Annotated in this window: 18 protein-coding genes, 1 tRNA gene and 1 pseudogene; 8 read left to right on the forward strand and 12 right to left on the reverse strand. The window is 55.4% G+C overall.

Features of this window, described 5'->3' with window-relative positions; all coding sequences use genetic code 11:
• Positions 1-17: 17 nt before the first annotated feature.
• Together AC4OVU_RS17795 and AC4OVU_RS17800 are read right to left on the reverse strand one after the other, a co-directional pair.
• The gene (locus tag AC4OVU_RS17795; RefSeq protein ID WP_023295377.1) at positions 18-686 is read right to left on the reverse strand and encodes an isochorismatase family protein; all 669 of its coding nucleotides are present in this window, start codon (positions 684-686) and stop codon (positions 18-20) included.
• Positions 687-945: 259 nt separating this feature from the next.
• Entirely contained in the window at positions 946-1089 is a 144-nt protein-coding gene (locus tag AC4OVU_RS17800; protein ID WP_181419208.1) for a hypothetical protein, read from the reverse strand.
• Between the two features lie 511 nt (positions 1090-1600).
• Between AC4OVU_RS17800 and AC4OVU_RS17805 the strand changes: the two genes are divergently transcribed.
• Positions 1601-2026 (forward strand): hypothetical protein, encoded by a 426-nt coding sequence (locus AC4OVU_RS17805; RefSeq protein ID WP_110292278.1) that lies wholly within the window; start codon positions 1601-1603, stop codon positions 2024-2026.
• A 251-nt stretch (positions 2027-2277) separates the two neighbouring features.
• Here the strand turns inward: AC4OVU_RS17805 and AC4OVU_RS17810 are convergent.
• A tRNA-Gly gene (locus AC4OVU_RS17810) sits at positions 2278-2351 on the reverse strand.
• An 80-nt stretch (positions 2352-2431) separates the two neighbouring features.
• Positions 2432-3172 carry an amidase activator ActS gene (gene actS / locus AC4OVU_RS17815; RefSeq protein WP_022651807.1) on the reverse strand — a complete coding sequence of 247 codons (741 nt, stop codon included), beginning with the start codon at positions 3170-3172 and terminating at the stop codon, positions 2432-2434.
• Between the two features lie 163 nt (positions 3173-3335).
• Between actS and idi the strand changes: the two genes are divergently transcribed.
• Entirely contained in the window at positions 3336-3878 is a 543-nt protein-coding gene (gene idi / locus AC4OVU_RS17820) for an isopentenyl-diphosphate Delta-isomerase (protein ID WP_003863454.1), read from the forward strand.
• 48 nt (positions 3879-3926) lie between these two features.
• On the opposite strand, the gene lysS is transcribed toward idi, so the two are convergent.
• From lysS to xerD, 5 genes are all read right to left on the reverse strand, one after another.
• On the reverse strand, positions 3927-5444 hold the full coding sequence (gene lysS / locus AC4OVU_RS17825; protein ID WP_003863452.1) for a lysine--tRNA ligase: 1518 nt from the start codon (positions 5442-5444) through the stop codon (positions 3927-3929).
• 9 nt (positions 5445-5453) lie between these two features.
• Positions 5454-6552, reverse strand: a protein-coding gene (prfB, locus tag AC4OVU_RS17830; RefSeq protein ID WP_096147815.1) for a peptide chain release factor 2 whose coding sequence is annotated in 2 segments (ribosomal slippage) — positions 5454-6476 and positions 6478-6552 — 1098 coding nt in all. Because the reading frame shifts where the segments join, the coding sequence is not laid out codon by codon here.
• Positions 6553-6642: 90 nt separating this feature from the next.
• A complete protein-coding gene (gene recJ, locus AC4OVU_RS17835) occupies positions 6643-8376 on the reverse strand; it encodes a single-stranded-DNA-specific exonuclease RecJ (protein WP_110292277.1) in 1734 nt (577 codons plus the stop codon).
• Between the two features lie 5 nt (positions 8377-8381).
• Positions 8382-9095: a bifunctional protein-disulfide isomerase/oxidoreductase DsbC gene (gene dsbC, locus AC4OVU_RS17840; RefSeq protein ID WP_015571792.1), complete on the reverse strand. Its 714-nt coding sequence runs from the start codon at positions 9093-9095 to the stop codon at positions 8382-8384.
• Between the two features lie 28 nt (positions 9096-9123).
• Positions 9124-10020, reverse strand: a complete 897-nt coding sequence (gene xerD, locus AC4OVU_RS17845; protein ID WP_003863442.1) for a site-specific tyrosine recombinase XerD — start codon at positions 10018-10020, stop codon at positions 9124-9126.
• 101 nt (positions 10021-10121) lie between these two features.
• Between xerD and fldB the strand changes: the two genes are divergently transcribed.
• Positions 10122-10643 (forward strand): flavodoxin FldB, encoded by a 522-nt coding sequence (fldB, locus tag AC4OVU_RS17850; RefSeq protein ID WP_015571793.1) that lies wholly within the window; start codon positions 10122-10124, stop codon positions 10641-10643.
• A 1-nt stretch (position 10644) separates the two neighbouring features.
• Here fldB and AC4OVU_RS17855 read toward each other — a convergent pair whose 3' ends face one another.
• Together AC4OVU_RS17855 and sdhE are read right to left on the reverse strand one after the other, a co-directional pair.
• A complete protein-coding gene (locus AC4OVU_RS17855) occupies positions 10645-11055 on the reverse strand; it encodes a protein YgfX (RefSeq protein WP_017382887.1) in 411 nt (136 codons plus the stop codon).
• On the reverse strand, positions 11036-11302 hold the full coding sequence (gene sdhE, locus AC4OVU_RS17860) for an FAD assembly factor SdhE (protein ID WP_003863437.1): 267 nt from the start codon (positions 11300-11302) through the stop codon (positions 11036-11038). Before sdhE ends, AC4OVU_RS17855 begins: the two co-directional genes overlap by 20 nt.
• Before the next feature lie 294 nt (positions 11303-11596).
• Here sdhE and ygfZ point away from each other — a divergent pair, with 294 nt between their 5' ends.
• The gene (gene ygfZ / locus AC4OVU_RS17865; protein ID WP_039269839.1) at positions 11597-12577 is read left to right on the forward strand and encodes a tRNA-modifying protein YgfZ; all 981 of its coding nucleotides are present in this window, start codon (positions 11597-11599) and stop codon (positions 12575-12577) included.
• Positions 12578-12688: 111 nt separating this feature from the next.
• On the opposite strand, the gene trhA is transcribed toward ygfZ, so the two are convergent.
• The gene (gene trhA, locus AC4OVU_RS17870) at positions 12689-13348 is read right to left on the reverse strand and encodes a PAQR family membrane homeostasis protein TrhA (RefSeq protein ID WP_003863433.1); all 660 of its coding nucleotides are present in this window, start codon (positions 13346-13348) and stop codon (positions 12689-12691) included.
• Positions 13349-13614: 266 nt separating this feature from the next.
• On the opposite strand from trhA, the gene AC4OVU_RS17875 reads away from it, so the two are divergent.
• From AC4OVU_RS17875 to AC4OVU_RS17890, 4 genes and pseudogenes are all read left to right on the forward strand, one after another.
• Positions 13615-14346 carry a MurR/RpiR family transcriptional regulator gene (locus AC4OVU_RS17875; protein ID WP_015571796.1) on the forward strand — a complete coding sequence of 244 codons (732 nt, stop codon included), beginning with the start codon at positions 13615-13617 and terminating at the stop codon, positions 14344-14346.
• Positions 14347-14462: 116 nt separating this feature from the next.
• On the forward strand, positions 14463-15896 hold the full coding sequence (bglA, locus tag AC4OVU_RS17880; protein WP_017382891.1) for a 6-phospho-beta-glucosidase BglA: 1434 nt from the start codon (positions 14463-14465) through the stop codon (positions 15894-15896).
• Between the two features lie 124 nt (positions 15897-16020).
• Complete coding sequence (locus tag AC4OVU_RS17885) at positions 16021-16380, forward strand: hypothetical protein (RefSeq protein ID WP_022649310.1); 360 nt, start codon at positions 16021-16023, stop codon at positions 16378-16380.
• A 48-nt stretch (positions 16381-16428) separates the two neighbouring features.
• A pseudogene (locus tag AC4OVU_RS17890) lies at positions 16429-18442 on the forward strand (protein-disulfide reductase DsbD family protein).
• The last annotated feature ends 1 nt before the right edge of the window (position 18443 follow it).

An 18443-nucleotide genomic window follows, 5' to 3' on the forward strand; every position in this document is an offset into this window, starting at 1 on the left:
TACAGATTTATCCGGACTTACTTATAATGCTCCAGATTGGTTTCCGGGCCCGTTCTGGCAATTTCCTGAGCTTTGCCGAAACTTTCAATCAGGCACTTATATTCCGGACAGACATGCTCTGCCAGGATCTCAGCAAAGCGAGAGCCTTCCGCGCGGTTCCAGGTTCTCATTAATTCAGCGACAATGGCAAACGTATCGGTAGGGATCGCCCCCGCCTGAGCCACGCGCGCGATGGTGGTATCGGTCGCGATTTTGGACCAGTTCCCCGAGGCATCCACAACACAGTAAACCTTATACCCCTCCTGGACAGCGCTAACCGCAGGGAACGCCATGCAGACGCTGGTGAGCGTGCCGGCAATAATCAGGGTCTTTCTGCCCGTCTTTTCCACTTCCTTCACAAACGCCGGATTATCCCAGGTATTAATCTGCCCGGTGCGTGGAACATACACGGCATGGGGTGCATATTTGTGAATTTCCGGGATGAGCGGGCCATTGGGACCGTCAGGAACAGAGGCCGTGGTGATCACCGGGATATTTAAAAGCGTGGCAACTTTGGCAATCGCTGTCACATAGTTACGAAGGTCTGGCACAGGCACATCACGTACCGTGTTGAATAAGCCACTCTGATGGTCGATGAGTAAAATTACAGCGTCATCAGTATCAATCATACCGTTTGTAGCAGCCATATTTCTTTCCTCATGATTTCTTTTACATTGCCGTCAACTCTCCCGGCTCCGCGATTTTACATGCACATGGTCAGGGTATAATGCATTGATAAATCATAATGAATAGTAGTCCGATCCGGTCTGAATACCGCATCATTTCAGGACAATTTCTGGCACGGTTCGCTGAGCCATCGACGCTGACGGAAAGCCCTCATGAGGAGAAGAGATCTTTACAATGCCGTTATGCGGCCATTCGTATTCGCTCGGCTGAAGGCAAGCGTTACTCACTACTGGGATCGCCCTTATCCTCCCGCATGGATTCGATAAACTCCCGTTGCTCCTCTGTGAGTTCAAGCTCACCCAGCAAGCGATCTAACTCTTCTTCAGGTGATTCCTTTTGGTTCTTTCTCTTCCCGGTAGCCATACTCACCCTTGAGTTATTAGGATTAATCTCAGGGTATCCAGGGTACAGGAAATGTGCAACTTAGCGTGTTATGCCGACAACCGATCATAACAATGAACGAAAGGGGGAAGCAGGTACGCCAGTACAGGAAAGACTGATAGGGGTATTCCTGTTCCGGCGATGAAAGATAGCCAATTGAAAGCCTTGCCAGATTACATACGGGCTTTGCAATAATCGAGAGGGTGCAATGCCTACCTTCCCTTTAGTTTAACTTAACTCAAATTTAATCACATTTAAATTAATGATTTTGTTAGATTTAATCGTTTATTGCCCTCTCACACATAGGTACACTTTCTCTATGGTTTTTTTTATAACAGCATGAGGAAAAAGTGAAAATGTCTATTCCAGCTTACCTATGGCTTAACGCAAAGCCGCGCAGGAACAACGGATCCGGCTTTTGGTGATTGGTTTGGCTCAACGCCTTACGGTGATGATCCTAACGACCAGTACTGGATAAGAGCGGGTATCGACTATGCAAAACGCACAGGTTTTTAAGAAGCGGTATCTACTTCTGATCCTGTTGGCTGTTGTCGCCTATGGGATATACAACTTGCTGTACTTCTCACCACTTGAGCAAGTGATTATTAAGAAGGTGAAAGTTAACAATCTGGCTAATCTTTACATCACAGAAGCGAGTGCAGGAGCCACCACAGGCTTTTCCTACCGTTTCTATCTCTATGATGTAACCAAAGATGATAAAGTGTTTATGGCGAGTCTGGAGAACGATCACCAGCCTTTCATGATCACCACGGACAAAGATGCATTGAAGAAGGTCGAGAATAATGCGATCTACCTTTCCGTGAAGGGAACCATTTACACCTTTCACAGCCCTGCGGATTATCTGGCAGGTGGCTCGATCTACTCCGTCCCTGTCTATTTAACCGCATCACCATACTAAAAACATAGCCAGCTGCCACGCTGGCTCTTTCTCTTCTGGTTTTAGACAACAGAAACCATTAAGCCCCTTAGAGGTTAGAAGACAAGCGAAGCACAGCGATTTCATAAGACTGTCAGAGGGTTACCTGCATTTCGTGTGCAGGGAGGACGTCAATGCTCTACAGGACATAACGCCTAAACAAGTTAGTCAGCGCTACTGAGCAACCTACTGAAATAAAGAAAGTTTTTGAACGGTTCTACTTGGGGAAATTCTGGAGCGGGCGAAGGGAATCGAACCCTCGTATAGAGCTTGGGAAGCTCTCGTTCTACCATTGAACTACGCCCGCTTTGAGGTGCGTAAGGCATTATAGACCTTACGCCTCTTCATACAAGCCTTTACCCCACTAAGTGGCGATTAAATAATCACTTAACACTTCGGCTTACTGCCCTGCGCCGGAAGATAACGCTGCGGATCGATGGCTGTAGCCTTATAGCGGATCTGGAAGTGCAGCTTAACCGTATCCGTCCCGGTACTGCCCATGGTCGCAATCTTCTGCCCCGCCTTCACGTTCTGCCCGTTATTGACCAGCATCGTGTCGTTATGCGCATACGCCGTAATGTAGTCCTCACCATGCTTAATCATGATCAGGTTACCGTATCCACGAAGCTGGTTACCGACATAGACCACCTTCCCGGCCCCTGAAGCGTAAACCGGTGTGCCGCGTGCGGCAGCGATATCAATACCTTTATTGCCACCTTCCGAGAGCGAGTACGGCGCAACCACTTTTCCGCTTGCAGGCCAGATCCAGCAGCGCTGACCGACCGGCGGCCAGGATGATTTAGGCACCTGATAGGATGGCGTGACTTTGGCTGTTTTACGCGTTGAGGACTTTTTCCCTGAGGAGGAACCGCCGTTAACCTTGAGCTTCTGCCCTACCTCAATAGTATACGGTGGAGAGATATTATTCAGGCGCGCCAGCTCCTTCACGCTGGTTCCCGTGGCGCGTGAGATGCGGTAGAGCGTGTCCCCGCGCTTAACGGTATAGACTGCACCGGAATAACTGCCCATATCCGAAGATTTACTCCCCGAGCATCCTGCTACAAGTAGCGTCAGCGTCAGGCAGAAAACGGCAATGATCGGGTTTCTCGTCAGGCTTCCTGCAAACAAAACAGCTCCTCGGTCAGCGTGAATGGCGCACTATGATAGCAGCCCAAACTGATGCGGGTCATGCCCTTTTCCGCTCTGTGGGCCAAACCGTTCGCATAAGAATGCAGTATAATAATTCCGCTGATGGTGCTGAACCATTAAGCATTTTGGCACTGGAGCATCAATGAGTATTCAAGAACACGTTATTTTGGTAAATGACCAGGGAAAGGTGATTGGCACTCAGGAGAAGTACGCCGCGCACACGTCACACACCCCGCTACACCTGGCCTTCTCTTCATGGCTGTTTAACGCTAATGGAGAATGTCTGATCACCCGGCGCGCATTAAGTAAAAAAGCCTGGCCCGGCGTATGGACCAACTCCGTTTGCGGCCATCCACAGGCCGACGAAGCGACAGAGCAGGCGATTATCCGCCGCTGCCGCTTTGAAGTCGGCGCCGAAATCACAGACATCACCCCCATTGCCCCGGAGTTCCGCTACCGTGAAGCCGACCCGTCAGGGATCGTTGAAAACGAAATCTGCCCGGTCTATGCCGCCCGCGTAACGAATACCCTCGCAATCAATGACGATGAAGTAATGGAGTATCAGTGGGTGGAGCTGGACGCGCTATTCCGCGCGCTGGACGCCACACCGTGGGCATTTAGCCCGTGGATGGTGCAGGAAGCGAACACCGCGCGTGAAAAACTCAGCGCCTTCGCGGCGCAATAAAAAAGCCCCGGCGATAAACGCACGGGGCTTTTTTTACGTCTTAAAGGCTTATTTCACCGGACGCATCGCCGGGAACAGGATCACGTCGCGGATGGTGTGGCTGTTGGTGAACAGCATCACCATACGGTCGATACCAATACCCAGGCCAGCCGTCGGCGGCAGGCCGTGCTCCAGCGCGGTCACGTAGTCTTCGTCGAAGAACATCGCTTCGTCGTCGCCTGCCGCTTTCGCGTTAACCTGATCCTGGAAGCGCTGCGCCTGATCTTCTGCATCGTTCAGCTCGCTAAAGCCGTTACCGATTTCGCGGCCACCGATGAAGAATTCGAAGCGGTCAGTGATTTCCGGGTTCTCGTCATTACGACGCGCCAGGGGAGACACCTCCGCCGGGTATTCGGTGATGAAGGTCGGCTGAATCAGGTGCGCTTCGGCCACTTCTTCGAAGATTTCGGTCACGATACGACCCAGGCCCCAGCTCTTCTCAACCTTGATACCGATGCTTTCAGCGATCGCTTTCGCAGAGTCGAAGTTATCCAGATCCGCCATGTTGGTTTCCGGACGGTATTTCTTGATCGCTTCGCGCATGGTCAGTTTTTCGAACGGCTTGCCGAAGTCGAACACCTCTTCACCGTAAGGCACCTGGGTGGTGCCCAGAATGTCCTGCGCCAGGGTGCGGAACAGGGATTCGGTCAGCTCGATCAGATCTTTGTAATCCGCATACGCCATATAGAGTTCCATCATGGTGAACTCTGGGTTATGACGTACGGAGATACCTTCGTTACGGAAGTTACGGTTGATCTCAAACACGCGGTCGAAACCGCCGACCACCAGACGCTTCAGGTACAGTTCCGGCGCGATACGCAGGTACATGTCCAGGTCCAGGGCGTTGTGATGGGTGATGAACGGACGGGCAGAGGCACCGCCTGGGATCACCTGCATCATCGGGGTTTCTACTTCCATAAAGTCGCGGTTAACCATGAACTGGCGAATACCGGCCATGATCTGGGAGCGAATTTTGAAGGTCTTACGGGATTCATCGTTAGAGATGAGATCCAGGTAACGCTGACGATAGCGCGCTTCCTGATCCTGCAAACCGTGGAACTTGTCCGGCAGCGGGCGCAGGGCTTTGGTCAGCAGACGCAGTTCGGTGCAGTGGATAGACAGTTCACCGGTCTTGGTTTTGAACAGTTTACCTTTAGCGCCCAGGATATCGCCGAGGTCCCACTTTTTGAACTGCTCGTTGTAGATGCCTTCCGGCAGGTCGTCACGAGAGACGTACAGCTGAATGCGGCCGCCAACGTCCTGTAAGGTCACGAAGGACGCTTTACCCATGATACGACGGGTCATCATGCGGCCCGCCACGGACACTTCAACGTTCAGCGCTTCCAGCTCTTCGTTCTCTTTACCGTCGAAGTCTGCGTGCAGTTGGTCTGAGGTATGGTCACGACGAAAATCGTTCGGGAACGGCACGCCCTGCTCGCGCAGCGCTGCCAGCTTCTCGCGGCGGGTTTTCAGTTCGTTGTTAAGATCGACTACCGCGTCAGCGCCCTGTGCTTGTTGTTCAGACATGTTGGTTCCTCATAACCCTGCTTTCAAACTTGCTTCGATAAATTGGTCCAGGCTGCCGTCCAGCACCGCCTGCGTGTTGCGGGTTTCAACCCCGGTACGCAGGTCTTTGATGCGGGAGTCATCAAGGACGTAAGAACGGATCTGGCTGCCCCAGCCGATATCGGACTTGTTGTCTTCCATCGCCTGCTTCTCAGCATTTTTCTTCTGCATCTCCAGCTCATAAAGCTTCGCTTTCATCTGCTTCATGGCCTGGTCTTTGTTCTTATGCTGGGAACGGTCGTTCTGGCACTGTGTTACCAGCCCGGTTGGAATGTGGGTAATACGCACCGCAGATTCCGTACGGTTAACGTGCTGACCACCCGCGCCGGATGCGCGGTAAACGTCGATACGCAGGTCCGCCGGGTTGATGTCGATATCGATATCTTCATCCACTTCCGGGTAGACAAACGCGGAGCTGAAGGAGGTGTGACGACGGCCGCCGGAATCGAACGGGCTCTTACGCACCAGGCGGTGAACGCCGGTTTCAGTTCGCAGCCAGCCGTAGGCGTAATCGCCAATAATCTTGATGGTAACGGATTTGATACCCGCCACTTCACCTTCGGACTCTTCGATAATCTCGGTTTTGAAACCGCGCGCTTCCGCCCAGCGCAGGTACATGCGCATCAGCATGCTCGCCCAGTCCTGCGCTTCGGTACCGCCAGAACCTGCCTGAATATCGAGATAGCAGTCAGCACTATCGTATTCGCCGGAGAACATGCGACGGAATTCCAGCTGCGCCAGCTTCTCTTCCAGCACGTCGAGCTCTGCCACGGCTTCGTTAAAGGTTTCTTCGTCGTCGGCTTCGACAGCCAGCTCCAGCAGCCCAGAAACATCTTCCAGACCCTGCGCCATTTGATCCAGCGTATCTACGATGGCTTCGAGGGAGGAACGCTCTTTACCCAGCGCCTGAGCGCGCTCAGGTTCGTTCCAGACGTCCGGCTGTTCCAGCTCGGCGTTTACTTCTTCGAGACGCTCTTTCTTGGCATCGTAGTCAAAGATACCCCCTAAGAACGTCAGAGCGCTCCGTGAGGTCCTGAATGCGGTTTTTTACCGGATTAATTTCAAACATGGTCTGTTTTCTTTTATGAGCTTGTCAAAATGCGGTGATAAGAGCGGGATTGTACCGAATCCACGCCCTTTTTTATAGAGATTACTGACGCTAAATTGGCCAGATATTGTCGATGATGATCTGAAGGGAGCGGTTACCGCGGAACTCGTTAATATCCAGCTTATAGGCCAGCTCAACCTCGCGCACGCCGTTGTCCGGCCAGATGGAGGTATCAACGTTAAAGGCGATGCCGTCGAGCAGCGGTCCGCCGCCGACCGGTTCCACCATCACTTTGAGATGGCGTTCGCCCACGATGCGCTGTTGCAGCAAACGAAAACGTCCGTCGAAAAGCGGCTCCGGGAACATCTGCCCCCACGGGCCGGCATCGCGCAGCATCTGCGCCACCTCCATGGTCATTTCAGCCGGTGAAAGCTCACCGTCAGAAACCACTTCACCCTGCAACAGAGCCGGATCGATCCACTCGGTGACCAGTTCGCCAAACAGACGCTGAAACTCGTCGAACTTCGCCTCTTCCAGCGACAGGCCTGCCGCCATCGCGTGACCGCCGAACTTGATCATCAACCCCGGATGCAGCGTATCCAGACGCTCCAGCGCGTCGCGCATATGCAGTCCCTGAATGGAACGACCGGAGCCTTTCAGCGTGCCGTCCCCGGCGGGGGCGAACGCAATCACCGGGCGGTGGAAACGCTCTTTAATGCGCGACGCCAGAATGCCCACCACGCCCTGGTGCCATTCAGGGTGATACATCGCCAGCCCGCCCGGCAGGGTATCACCGCTGCGCTCCAGCTTTTCGCACAGGGTCAGCGCTTCAGCCTGCATCCCCTGCTCAATCTCTTTACGGGTCTGGTTGAGTGCGTCCAGCTCACTGGCCAGCACACGCGCTTCGCCGATGTTTTCGCACAGCAGCAGCGCGACGCCAACCGACATATCGTCCAGCCGCCCCGCCGCGTTCAGGCGCGGGCCGAGGGCAAAGCCTAAATCGCTTGCCGCAAGCTTCAGCGGATCGCGGTTGGCAATTTCCAGCAGCGCCTTAATCCCCGGACGGCATTTACCCGCCCGAATGCGGCTTAAGCCCTGCCAGGTGAGAATACGGTTATTGGTATCGAGCGGCACCACGTCCGCCACGGTTCCCAGCGCCACCAGATCGAGATACTCCGCGAGGTTCGGCACGGCAATCCCACGCGATTCGAACCAGCCCTTATCTCGCAGCAACGTGCGTAACGCCAGCATCAGATAAAATGCCACCCCTACTCCGGCCAGCGATTTCGACGGGAAATCGCAGTCGCGCAGGTTCGGGTTAATGATGGCTTCGGCGGCAGGCAGGGTTTCGCCTGGCAGGTGGTGATCGGTGACCAGTACCGGGATCCCCAGCGCATGGGCATGATCAACCCCCGCATGAGAGGAGATCCCGTTATCCACGGTCATGATCATCTGTGCGCCACGGGCGTGGGCCTGATCGACCACTTCCGGGCTGAGGCCGTAGCCGTCTTCAAACCGGTTCGGCACCAGGTAAGTCACGTTATCGCAGCCCAGCGCACGCAGGCTGAGCACGCTCAACGCGGTACTGGTTGCGCCGTCTGCATCGAAATCGCCCACCACGACAATCCGCGTGCCTTCCCGGAACGCGTCGTAGAGCATTTCAGTCGCTTTTTCGATGCCACTCAGTGCTTGCCAGGGCAGCATGCCTTTGACGCTGCGCTCAAGATCGCTTGCCGTACGCACGCCACGGCTGGCATACAGCCGCTTTAGCAGCAGCGGAAGCGTGTCTGGTAAATCCGCGGTTTCACCCGCATCGCGGCGGCGCAGTCTTATCGGGGCTTTCACGCGAATTATTTACCACCCATCTGTTTCTGGTGCTCGTCGAGGAACGCTTTCATCTCTTTTGGACCCTGGTAGCCCGGCACCACGTAGCCGTTACTCAGCACAATGGCTGGCGTACCGCTCACGCCAAACTGCACGCCCAGCGCGTAGTGGTTAGCGATGTCGATATCGCAGGACGCGGGCTTCACGCCTTTGCCGTTCATCGCGTCATCAAAGGCCTTGTTGCGGTCTTTCGCACACCAGATCGCTTTCATATCCTGCTCAGGCTGGCTCTGCACGCCGGCGCGTGGGAAAGCCAGGTAACGCACGGTAATGCCCAGCGCGTTGTAGTCTTTCATCTCTTCATGCAGCTTGTGGCAGTAGCCGCAGGTGATGTCGGTGAAGACGGTAATAACGTGCTTTTCCTGCGCCGCTTTGTAGACAATCATCTCTTTTTCGAGCGCGTTCAGGTTTTTCATCAGCAGCTGGTTAGTGACGTTCACCGGCTGCGCGCCGCTCACGTCGTACATAGGCCCCTGAATGATGTGTTTGCCGTCTTCGGTCACGTACAGCACGCCGCTGTTGGTCAGCACCGTTTTCATGCCAGCCACCGGCGCTGGCTGGATCTCGCTGCTGGCGACGCCGAGTTTCGTCAGAGACTGTTTAATGGCGGCATCGTCCGCATGGGCAATACCGGAAACCGAAGCTGCCAGCAGGGTGAGCAGCGCTAAAGACTTTTTCATATTTGTTCCTGTAACAATTCGTCGGCACTCACGCGCGAGGGTGGTGCTGTTGGTGTAGCTGCCGCAGGCGTTCCGTCGCGACATGGGTGTATATTTGCGTCGTTGAAAGATCGCTGTGTCCAAGCAACATCTGCACCACGCGTAAATCAGCGCCGTGGTTTAACAGATGCGTCGCGAAGGCGTGACGCAAAACGTGCGGCGACAGCTTCTCACTGTCAATACCCGCCAGTGTGGCGTAATGTTTAATGCGATGCCAGAACGTTTGTCGCGTCATCTGCTGCGCGCGCTGGCTCGGGAACAATACATCTATGGAGACGCCGTTCAGCAGCCACGGACGCCCGTGTTCCAGATACGTCTCCAGCCAGTAGACCGCCTCTTCACCCAGCGGCACCAGCCGTTCTTTGTTCCCTTTACCGATAACGCGCACCACGCCCTGACGCAGGCTGATATCGCTCATCGTCAGGCCCACCAACTCGGAAACGCGCAAGCCCGTGGCATACAATAGTTCAAGCATGGCTTTATCGCGTAACTCCAGCGGAAGGTCAACTGCGGGCGACTGTAATAATCTCTCAACTTGTGCTTCGCTGAGATCTTTTGGCAGCCGCTGAGGCAGTTTAGGCGATGCCAGCAGTGCGCTGGGGTCATCCGCGCGGATCTTCTCGCGGTACAGGTGCTGGAACAGGCGGCGCATGGCGCTCAGCAGACGTGCAGAGCTGGTGGCTTTGTACCCCCCTTCCATCCGCTCAGCCAGTAACCCTTGCAGGTCATCGCTTTGCGCGCTTTCAAGCGTCAGCCCACGATGTGCCAGCCACTCGACCAGCAGCGTGAGATCACGACGATAGGCGCTGAGCGTATTTTCAGCGAGGTTTTTCTCCAGCCACAGCGCGTCGAGAAACTGTTCGATGAGTGCGAGATCCTTTTCCACATCAGCCCCTTTGGTTCTGCAATCTGGCCATTATGCCTGAATGCCATCGGTTTCTGGTACACTACGCGCAAAGTCATAGCAAGAATTGAGATAGTTACGCGATGAATATTGGTCTGTTCTATGGTTCCAGCACCTGCTACACCGAAATGGCGGCGGAGAAAATTCGTGACATCATTGGCCCGGAACTGGTGACGCTGCATAACCTGAAAGATGACGCGGTTGCCTTGATGGAGCAGTACGATGTGCTGATTCTGGGTATCCCTACCTGGGACTTTGGTGAGATTCAGGAAGACTGGGAAGCCATCTGGGATCAGCTCGATTCAGTCAATTTTGAAGGCAAAATCATTGCGATGTACGGCATGGGCGACCAGCTGGGCTACGGGGAGTGGTTCCTTGACGCACTCGGCATGCTGCACGACAAACTGGCGCCAAAGGGCGCGACCTTTATCGGCTACTGGCCTACGGAAGGCTATGAGTTCACCAGTCAAAAACCGATTATTGCCGACGGTCAGCTGTTTGTCGGGCTCGCGCTGGATGAAACCAACCAGTACGATCTTAGCGACGAGCGCCTCCAGAGCTGGTGCGAGCAGATTCTGGGTGAGATGGCCGAGCAGTTCAGCTGATTTACTCCTGCGTCGGCTGTTGCACGATCAACCGGCGCAGATCTCGCCACTCCGCAGGATCCATACTGTCTGCGGCCAGCCACAGGTGCTGGCGACGGTTATCCTCGACCCGACGCAGCCGTAGCATCATCCCGGTATTAAGCATCCACGGCGTCCCCATCATCTCCCACTCTTTTCCCTGCCAGCGCAGGCGAGAATCCATCAGCAGCTTAATTTCACCCTGACGGGCGTTGATTCGACGCTGGCTGCGCACGCTGTCAAACACCACAAACGACAGCAATAGCAACCACAGAGGGGTATAGCTAAGCGGCCACGGCACCAATAACACCAGTGCCGCCACCAGCCCGTGGAGCAGTAAGGACATCCACTGTGAGCGCCACGAGACGCGAAGATCAGATTGCCACAGGACCACGTTCCTGATTCCGTGTTTGAATTAATTGCACCATCCGTTGCAACTCGGTGTCGGCGGGCTTGCCGTGATTCATCAGCCAGTTGAATAAATCCGGATCGTCAGACTCAAGCAGACGGACAAACAGGCGCTTATCGTCATCGCTTAAGCTGTCGTACTCATACTCGAAGAAAGGCATGATGGAGATATCAAGTTCACGCATGCCGCGACGGCACGCCCAGTGAATACGGGCCTTGTTGTTAATATCCATGTTCTGTTTCCTGCATTACGTTTGGCACAGTCGGTATCCCGTTTGGTATTCATTATTGCTCTCCGGGAACACCTGCTAGTGTAACGTGTTTTTGACCGTTTCTTTACTGGAATATTGCGAACCTCGAGCAGGCTCCCTGAATAATCCTTATAAAGACAGCGGATTACACTATTTTGCGTAGCGCCACGCATAACCGCGTAATGGCACGAATGGCCTGCTGAAAGCGCTTGCATTGAATACAGTCTCTTTTACCATTAGGTATTATCAAAGCGTTAAGCAATTCAGGACATCACTATGGCATTTACACCATTTTCTCCTCGCCAGCCCGCCGCCTCTGCGCGTCTGCCGCTGACGCTGATTACTCTTGATGACTGGGCACTGGCGACACTGACTGGTGCGGACAGTGAAAAATACCTGCAAGGCCAGGTCACGGCGGACGTGGCGCAGTTGACTGAGCACCAGCATCTGCTGGCCGCGCATTGCGATCCAAAAGGCAAAATGTGGAGCAACCTGCGTCTGTTCCGCCGTCAGGACGGATTCGCCTTTATTGAGCGCCGCAGCCTGCGTGACGCCCAGCTTAAAGAGCTGAAAAAATACGCGGTCTTTTCTAAAGTCACCATCGCCCCGGACGATGAACACGTTCTGCTGGGGGTCGCGGGTTTCCAGGCGCGTGCAGCGCTGAAAAACCTGTTTACCCAGCTGCCGGATGCTGAAAAACAGCTGGTCAGCGAGGGAGCGACCTCCATTCTGTGGTTCGAACACCCGGCGGAGCGCTTCCTGCTGGTAACCGACGAAGCAACGGCGGAACGCGTCACTGACGCCCTGCGCGGTGAAGCACAGCTCAACAACAGCCAGCAGTGGCTGGCGCTGAACATCGAAGCGGGCCTGCCGGTGATTGACGCGGCAAACAGCGCGCAGTTTATCCCGCAGGCGACAAACATCCAGGCGCTGGGTGGTATCAGCTTTAAGAAGGGCTGCTACACCGGTCAGGAAATGGTGGCGCGTGCGAAATTCCGCGGCGCGAACAAACGCGCCCTGTGGACGCTGGCTGGTCACGCCAGCCGTGTGCCGGAAGCAGGTGAAGATCTTGAGATGAAGATGGGCGAAAACTGGCGCCGTACCGGCACCGTGTTAGCCGCCGTCCAGCTCGATGATGGCCGCCTGCTGGTGCAGGTTGTCATGAATAATGATATGGAGCCCGACAGCGTGTTCCGCGTGCGGGATGATGCAAACACGCTCAGCATTGAGCCGCTACCGTATTCTCTGGAAGATTGATGCTGTATCGCCCGGTGGCGCTGCGCTTACCGGGCCTACGGTGTTGATATTCTCCCTCTCCCTGTGGGAGAGGGTCGGGGTGAGGGCATCAGACCGCACCTTACAAAAAAACTACACCTGCCCAACATACAGATAAATTGCCAGGAAGTGGCACACGCTGCCGCCCAGCACAAAGCCGTGCCAGATGGCATGGTTATACGGGATACGCTTGCAGACGTAGAAAATCACGCCCAGCGAGTAGACCACCCCGCCCACCGCCAGAAGCGTCACGCCCCCCACCGCCAGCTTAATGGCTAACTGATACACCACAATCAGCGACAGCCAGCCCATTGTCAGATAGGTAACCAGCGACAACACTTTAAACCGGTGCGCAATGGTCAGCTTAAACAGGATCCCCAGCAGCGCCAGGCTCCAGATCACAATCATCAGGCCACGCGACAGCGGTGAGTTGAGCCCCACCAGCAAAAACGGCGTATAGGTACCCGCAATAAGAAGATAGATAGCGCAGTGGTCAAATTTCTTGAGCCATATCTTCGCCCGTTGATGCGGAATAGCGTGATACAGCGTTGAGGCCAGGAAAAGCAGGATCATACTCCCGCCATACAGACTGTAGCTGGTAATGGCCATCGCGCTGGCGTTGGTATCCACTGCCTGTACCAGCAATAACACTAAGCCGACAATCCCAAAAACCAGGCCAATGCCGTGGCTTATACTGTTGGCTACTTCCTCAGCCAGCGAATATCCCTGTGCGATTAATGGTCTGCTCACCATACTTAACTCCGGGAAAACAAAAGATGATTATTCATCGCCAGTCTATGCTAACTGAGAATGATTCCAGTGAACACCTGTTAGCTAAAATAAATCCACATTCATGATTTATCCTTATAAATCAGCATAATGTAAAAACAATCCACCGCACAGGTGTAAATAATTTCATTAACATCTAAGTAATCAAGGAGATAAATCCGTCTCCCGCCCTTCGTCATCATGGTATGCTTCAGGAATAGTGTCCGACAGCGAGTTTAGCCATTGTGAGTATGTTCAGCCATTCCGCCATTGCCAGCCTCAACAATCTGGAAATGATGGTCTACAACTATGTCATTAAGAACCGCGATAAAGTGATGTACATGACCATCCGCGAGCTGGCGGATGCGGCGGGCGTTTCCACTACCACTATCCTGCGCTTCTGCCGCAAGCTCAACTGCGATGGTTACTCGGAATTTCGGGTGCGCTTTAAACTCTATCTGGAGCAGAACGAGCCGCAGCAGGCGAATTTTGGTGCCAGTGAAATCATCAGCTTCTTTAAAAGCGTAAATAACGAAGAGTTTGATGCGCTATTAGATAACGCGGTCGATATTATTTTATCATCTGAACGAATTATTTTTGTCGGTGCGGGCACCTCCGGATCGCTGGCAAAATATGGCGCACGTTTCTTTTCAAATATCGGGAAATTCAGTAACCATATCGACGATCCTTATTTCCCGGTCACTAACGACATGGCTAAAAATGCGCTGGCCATTGTACTCTCCGTCTCCGGCGAGACCGAGGAGATCCTGCGCTTCGCCAGCCAGTTCAGCCTGCACCACTGCAAGGTGCTCTCAGTCACCAGCCACGAACATTCACGTCTCGCAAAGCTGGCGGACTTTAACCTCTCCTGGCACGTACCGCAAACGCGCATTGGCGGCGTTTACGATATCACCACGCAAATTCCCGTCATCTATATTCTGGAATCATTAGGCCGGAAACTGGCGAAGAAATTAACAGAATAAAACATCCTGTTTTTTTGATGTGACAAATTACAATTTCCGCAAAATGTTATATCGTGACATTTAATTCCGCTTTGCTAGACTCGAAATCAATAAGTCCTGAATTGAGAATAGCAAAGATGAAAAAACTCACCTTACCGAAAGATTTTTTATGGGGCGGCGCGGTAGCGGCGCACCAGGTTGAAGGCGGCTGGAACAAAGGCGGCAAAGGGCCAAGCATCTGCGACGTGCTCACCGGCGGCGCACACGGCGTTCCGCGAGAAATCACGCAGGAAGTGATTGAAGGCAAATATTACCCCAACCACGAAGCCGTCGACTTCTACGGCCATTACAAAGAAGACATCAGGCTGTTTGCCGAGATGGGCTTCAAATGTTTCCGTACCTCCATCGCCTGGACGCGCATCTTCCCGAAAGGCGACGAAACTCAGCCAAACGAAGAGGGGCTGAAGTTTTACGACGACATGTTCGATGAACTGCTGAAGTACAACATCGAGCCGGTTATCACCCTCTCCCACTTTGAAATGCCGCTGCACCTCGTTCAGGAATATGGCGGATGGACCAACCGTAAAGTGGTCGATTTCTTTGTGCGCTTCTCGGAAGTGGTATTTGAGCGCTACAAAAATAAGGTCAAATACTGGATGACCTTCAACGAAATCAACAACCAGCGCAACTGGCGTGCGCCGCTGTTCGGCTACTGCTGCTCTGGCGTGGTCTATACCGAGCACGACAACCCGGAAGAGACCATGTACCAGGTGCTGCACCACCAGTTCGTGGCCAGCGCGCTGGCGGTGAAAGCCGCACGCCGCATTAACCCGGAAATGAAAGTCGGCTGCATGCTGGCGATGGTGGCGCTCTATCCATACTCCTGCAAGCCAGAAGATGTCATGTTCGCTCAGGAATCCATGCGCGAGCGCTACGTCTTTACCGACGTACAGCTGCGCGGCTATTACCCGTCTTACGTGCTGAACGAGTGGGAGCGCCGTGGCTTCTCCATCAAAATGGAAGCTGGCGACGAGCAGATCCTGCGTGAAGGCACCTGCGATTACTTAGGTTTCAGCTACTACATGACCAACGCGGTCAAAGCGGAAGGCGGTACCGGTGACGCCATTTCCGGCTTCGAGGGCAGCGTGCCGAACCCACACGTCAAGGCGTCCGACTGGGGCTGGCAGATTGATCCGGTAGGCCTGCGCTATTCGCTGTGTGAACTGTACGAGCGTTATCAGAAGCCGCTGTTTATCGTGGAAAATGGTTTCGGCGCCTACGACACCGTGGAAGAGGACGGCAGCATCAACGATGACTATCGCATCGACTACCTGCGCGCCCACGTGGAAGAGATGATGAAGGCGGTGACCTGGGATGGCGTGGATCTGATGGGCTACACGCCGTGGGGCTGCATCGACTGCGTCTCCTTCACCACCGGCCAGTACAGTAAGCGCTACGGCTTTATCTACGTCAACAAGCACGACGACGGTACCGGTGACATGTCCCGCTCCCGTAAGAAGAGCTTTGAGTGGTATAAAACCGTCATTGCCAGCAACGGCGAAACGCTGTAATGGCTCGCCCTCTCTGCAAGCGGAGAGGGCAAACCGCTTATCTTCCAGACACTTCTTTACAGCTTTTGCGTTGCCAAAATATGTTCGCCCGATAATATAGGCGTCCTGAATATTTGAGGCGAACATGATCAAGCGACAACGCAACGCTATCCTGCTTGTAGCCCTGGCCTGCCTGGTGGTGCTGATATGCACCGCCCAGCGGATGGCCGGGATGCACGCGCTTGTCATGAACGTCACCGCCACGAGCCAGTCTGTCCAGCAGGGGCAGGAGAGTGCCGACGCACCGGTAACCCCGTGTGAGCTTAGCGCCAAGTCGCTGATGTCGGTCCCGCCTGTTTTGTTTGAAGGCGCCCTGATTGCCGTCACCCTGCTGCTGGCGTTGCTGGCAGCCAGTCCACCGCGCCGCGAACGGCAGTGGCCTCCCCGCGTTATCTCCCCGCCCCGGTTAAGGGTGCATCTGCGATTATGCGTCTTCCGTGAATGAGCCTTCGCCTGTTACTTCAGGTTAATTCATCATTTACGGAGAAAATTTATGTTTACTGTATTCAGGCGACTGCTGGTCTGCCTGCTTTGGCTATGGCTGCCCCTCAGCCAGGCTGCCGACAGCGGCTGGCTGCGCGCCGCCGATAATCAGCACGCCAGCGTCAGGCTGCGTGCGCAACCCGAAAGCACTGGCGAAACCCGCCTGCTGCTGGACGTCGCCCTGCAAAAAGGCTGGAAAACCTACTGGCGCTCGCCGGGTGAAGGCGGCGTCGCACCCGCGATTAAATGGCATCAGCCCGTCGAGGCGATCTGGCGCTGGCCTGTGCCGCAGCGTTTCGACGTCGCGGGCATCACCACGCAGGGCTACCACGGCGATGTCAGCTTTCCCATCACTCTGCGGGGCGACGTCCCGAAGATCCTGAGCGGCGTACTGACGCTCTCCACCTGTAGCAACGTCTGTATTCTTACCGACTACCCGTTTTCGCTGAACATGACCGCATCCGCAGGCGCCGGTTTTGATTACGATTTCAGTCGGGCCATGGGCACCCTTCCGCTCAGCGGCGGGTTGACCTCAACGCTTAACGCCACCTATGCCCCCGGCAAGCTGACCGTAACGGCGCAGCGTGACGCAGGCTGGCAGGCGCCGTCCCTGTTTATCGACAGTATGGATGATGTTGATTTCGGCAAACCGGCCCTCACCGTGCGCGGTGACTCGCTGGTCGCCACCGTGCCCGTGACGGACAGCTGGGGCGAGGCCGCGCCCAACCTCAGCGGCAAAACCCTGTCGCTGGTTCTGGCCGATAGCGGGCAGGCGCAGGAGTCCAGCCTGAGCATTCAGCCGGGGAACGCCGCGCCGACGCTCTCGTTAGGCTGGGTGTTGCTGATGGCGCTGGCGGGCGGTCTGATCCTTAACGTCATGCCCTGCGTACTGCCCGCCCGTGCTGGCCATGAAGCTGGGCACGCTGATGCAAACCGAACGGCAGGCGCGGGGTCAGGTACGCCGACAGTTTCTTGCGTCGGTAGCCGGGATCGTGATCTCGTTCCTCGCGCTGGCGCTGATGATGACGGTTTTACGCTTAGGCAATCAGGCGCTCGGCTGGGGGATCCAGTTCCAGAACCCGTGGTTTATTGGCGCGATGGCGCTGGTGATGGTGCTTTTCAGCGCCAGCCTGCTGGGGTTGTTTGAAATCCGTCTCCCTTCCGGCGCCAGCACCTTCCTCGCCACGCGCGGCGGCAACGGGCTTGCGGGTCATTTCTGGCAAGGCGCGTTTGCCACGCTGCTGGCGACGCCCTGCACCGCACCGTTCCTGGGTACGGCGGTCTCGGTCGCGCTGGCGGCGCCGCTTCCCCTGCTGTGGGGGATCTTCCTGGCGATGGGTATCGGCATGAGCCTGCCGTGGCTGCTGGTGGCGGCCTGGCCGGGGCTGGCCCAGCGGTTGCCACGTCCGGGACGCTGGATGAACGTCGTACGCGTAGTGCTGGGGATGATGATGCTCGGCTCATCGCTGTGGCTGCTGAGCCTGCTGACGGTGCACATTGGCAGCCTGCCCGTCATCACGCTGGGCGTGCTCCTGATCCTTACGCTGCTGCTGGTCACCGCCTGGCGCTACCGCTGGCAAACGGCACTGCGAGCCGGGGTATTAGCTGTAGTGGTGGCCGGGGCGGTCGCGTTTGTATCCGGTTCCGGCGGCGAGGGTTCCCGCCGCGATCGTATTCACTGGCAGCCGCTCAGCGAGCAGGCCATTGCCCGCGCGCTGGCGGAGAACAAACGGGTGTTCGTCGACGTGACCGCCGACTGGTGCGTGACCTGTAAAGCCAATAAATACAACGTGCTGCTGCGCGACGACGTGCAGGATGCGCTCTCCGCCCCGGACGTTGTCGCCCTGCGCGGCGACTGGAGCCGCCCCTCAGATACCATCAGCCAGTTCTTAACCACGCGCGGCAGCGCCGCCGTGCCGTTTAACCAGATCTACGGACCGGGATTACCGCAGGGCCACGTGCTGCCTGCGTTGTTAAGCCGCGAAGCGGTGCTGAGCACCCTGTCCGATGCAAAAGGAAAATAAC

The organism is Enterobacter sp. 6722112 (assembly GCF_058661685.1).

What these genes read in the sequence shown, in the direction of transcription:
- ygfZ (WP_039269839.1), top strand. Translation starts at nt 11,597, where the DNA reads ATGGCATTTACACCATTTTCTCCTCGCCAGCCCGCCGCCTCTGCGCGT.
- AC4OVU_RS17885 (WP_022649310.1), top strand. Translation starts at nt 16,021, where the DNA reads ATGATCAAGCGACAACGCAACGCTATCCTGCTTGTAGCCCTGGCCTGC.
- AC4OVU_RS17800 (WP_181419208.1), bottom strand. Translation starts at nt 1,089, where the DNA reads ATGGCTACCGGGAAGAGAAAGAACCAAAAGGAATCACCTGAAGAAGAG.
- fldB (WP_015571793.1), top strand. Translation starts at nt 10,122, where the DNA reads ATGAATATTGGTCTGTTCTATGGTTCCAGCACCTGCTACACCGAAATG.
- dsbC (WP_015571792.1), bottom strand. Translation starts at nt 9,095, where the DNA reads ATGAAAAAGTCTTTAGCGCTGCTCACCCTGCTGGCAGCTTCGGTTTCC.
- AC4OVU_RS17875 (WP_015571796.1), top strand. Translation starts at nt 13,615, where the DNA reads ATGTTCAGCCATTCCGCCATTGCCAGCCTCAACAATCTGGAAATGATG.
- bglA (WP_017382891.1), top strand. Translation starts at nt 14,463, where the DNA reads ATGAAAAAACTCACCTTACCGAAAGATTTTTTATGGGGCGGCGCGGTA.
- AC4OVU_RS17805 (WP_110292278.1), top strand. Translation starts at nt 1,601, where the DNA reads ATGCAAAACGCACAGGTTTTTAAGAAGCGGTATCTACTTCTGATCCTG.
- AC4OVU_RS17795 (WP_023295377.1), bottom strand. Translation starts at nt 686, where the DNA reads ATGGCTGCTACAAACGGTATGATTGATACTGATGACGCTGTAATTTTA.
- lysS (WP_003863452.1), bottom strand. Translation starts at nt 5,444, where the DNA reads ATGTCTGAACAACAAGCACAGGGCGCTGACGCGGTAGTCGATCTTAAC.
- sdhE (WP_003863437.1), bottom strand. Translation starts at nt 11,302, where the DNA reads ATGGATATTAACAACAAGGCCCGTATTCACTGGGCGTGCCGTCGCGGC.
- idi (WP_003863454.1), top strand. Translation starts at nt 3,336, where the DNA reads ATGAGTATTCAAGAACACGTTATTTTGGTAAATGACCAGGGAAAGGTG.
- trhA (WP_003863433.1), bottom strand. Translation starts at nt 13,348, where the DNA reads ATGGTGAGCAGACCATTAATCGCACAGGGATATTCGCTGGCTGAGGAA.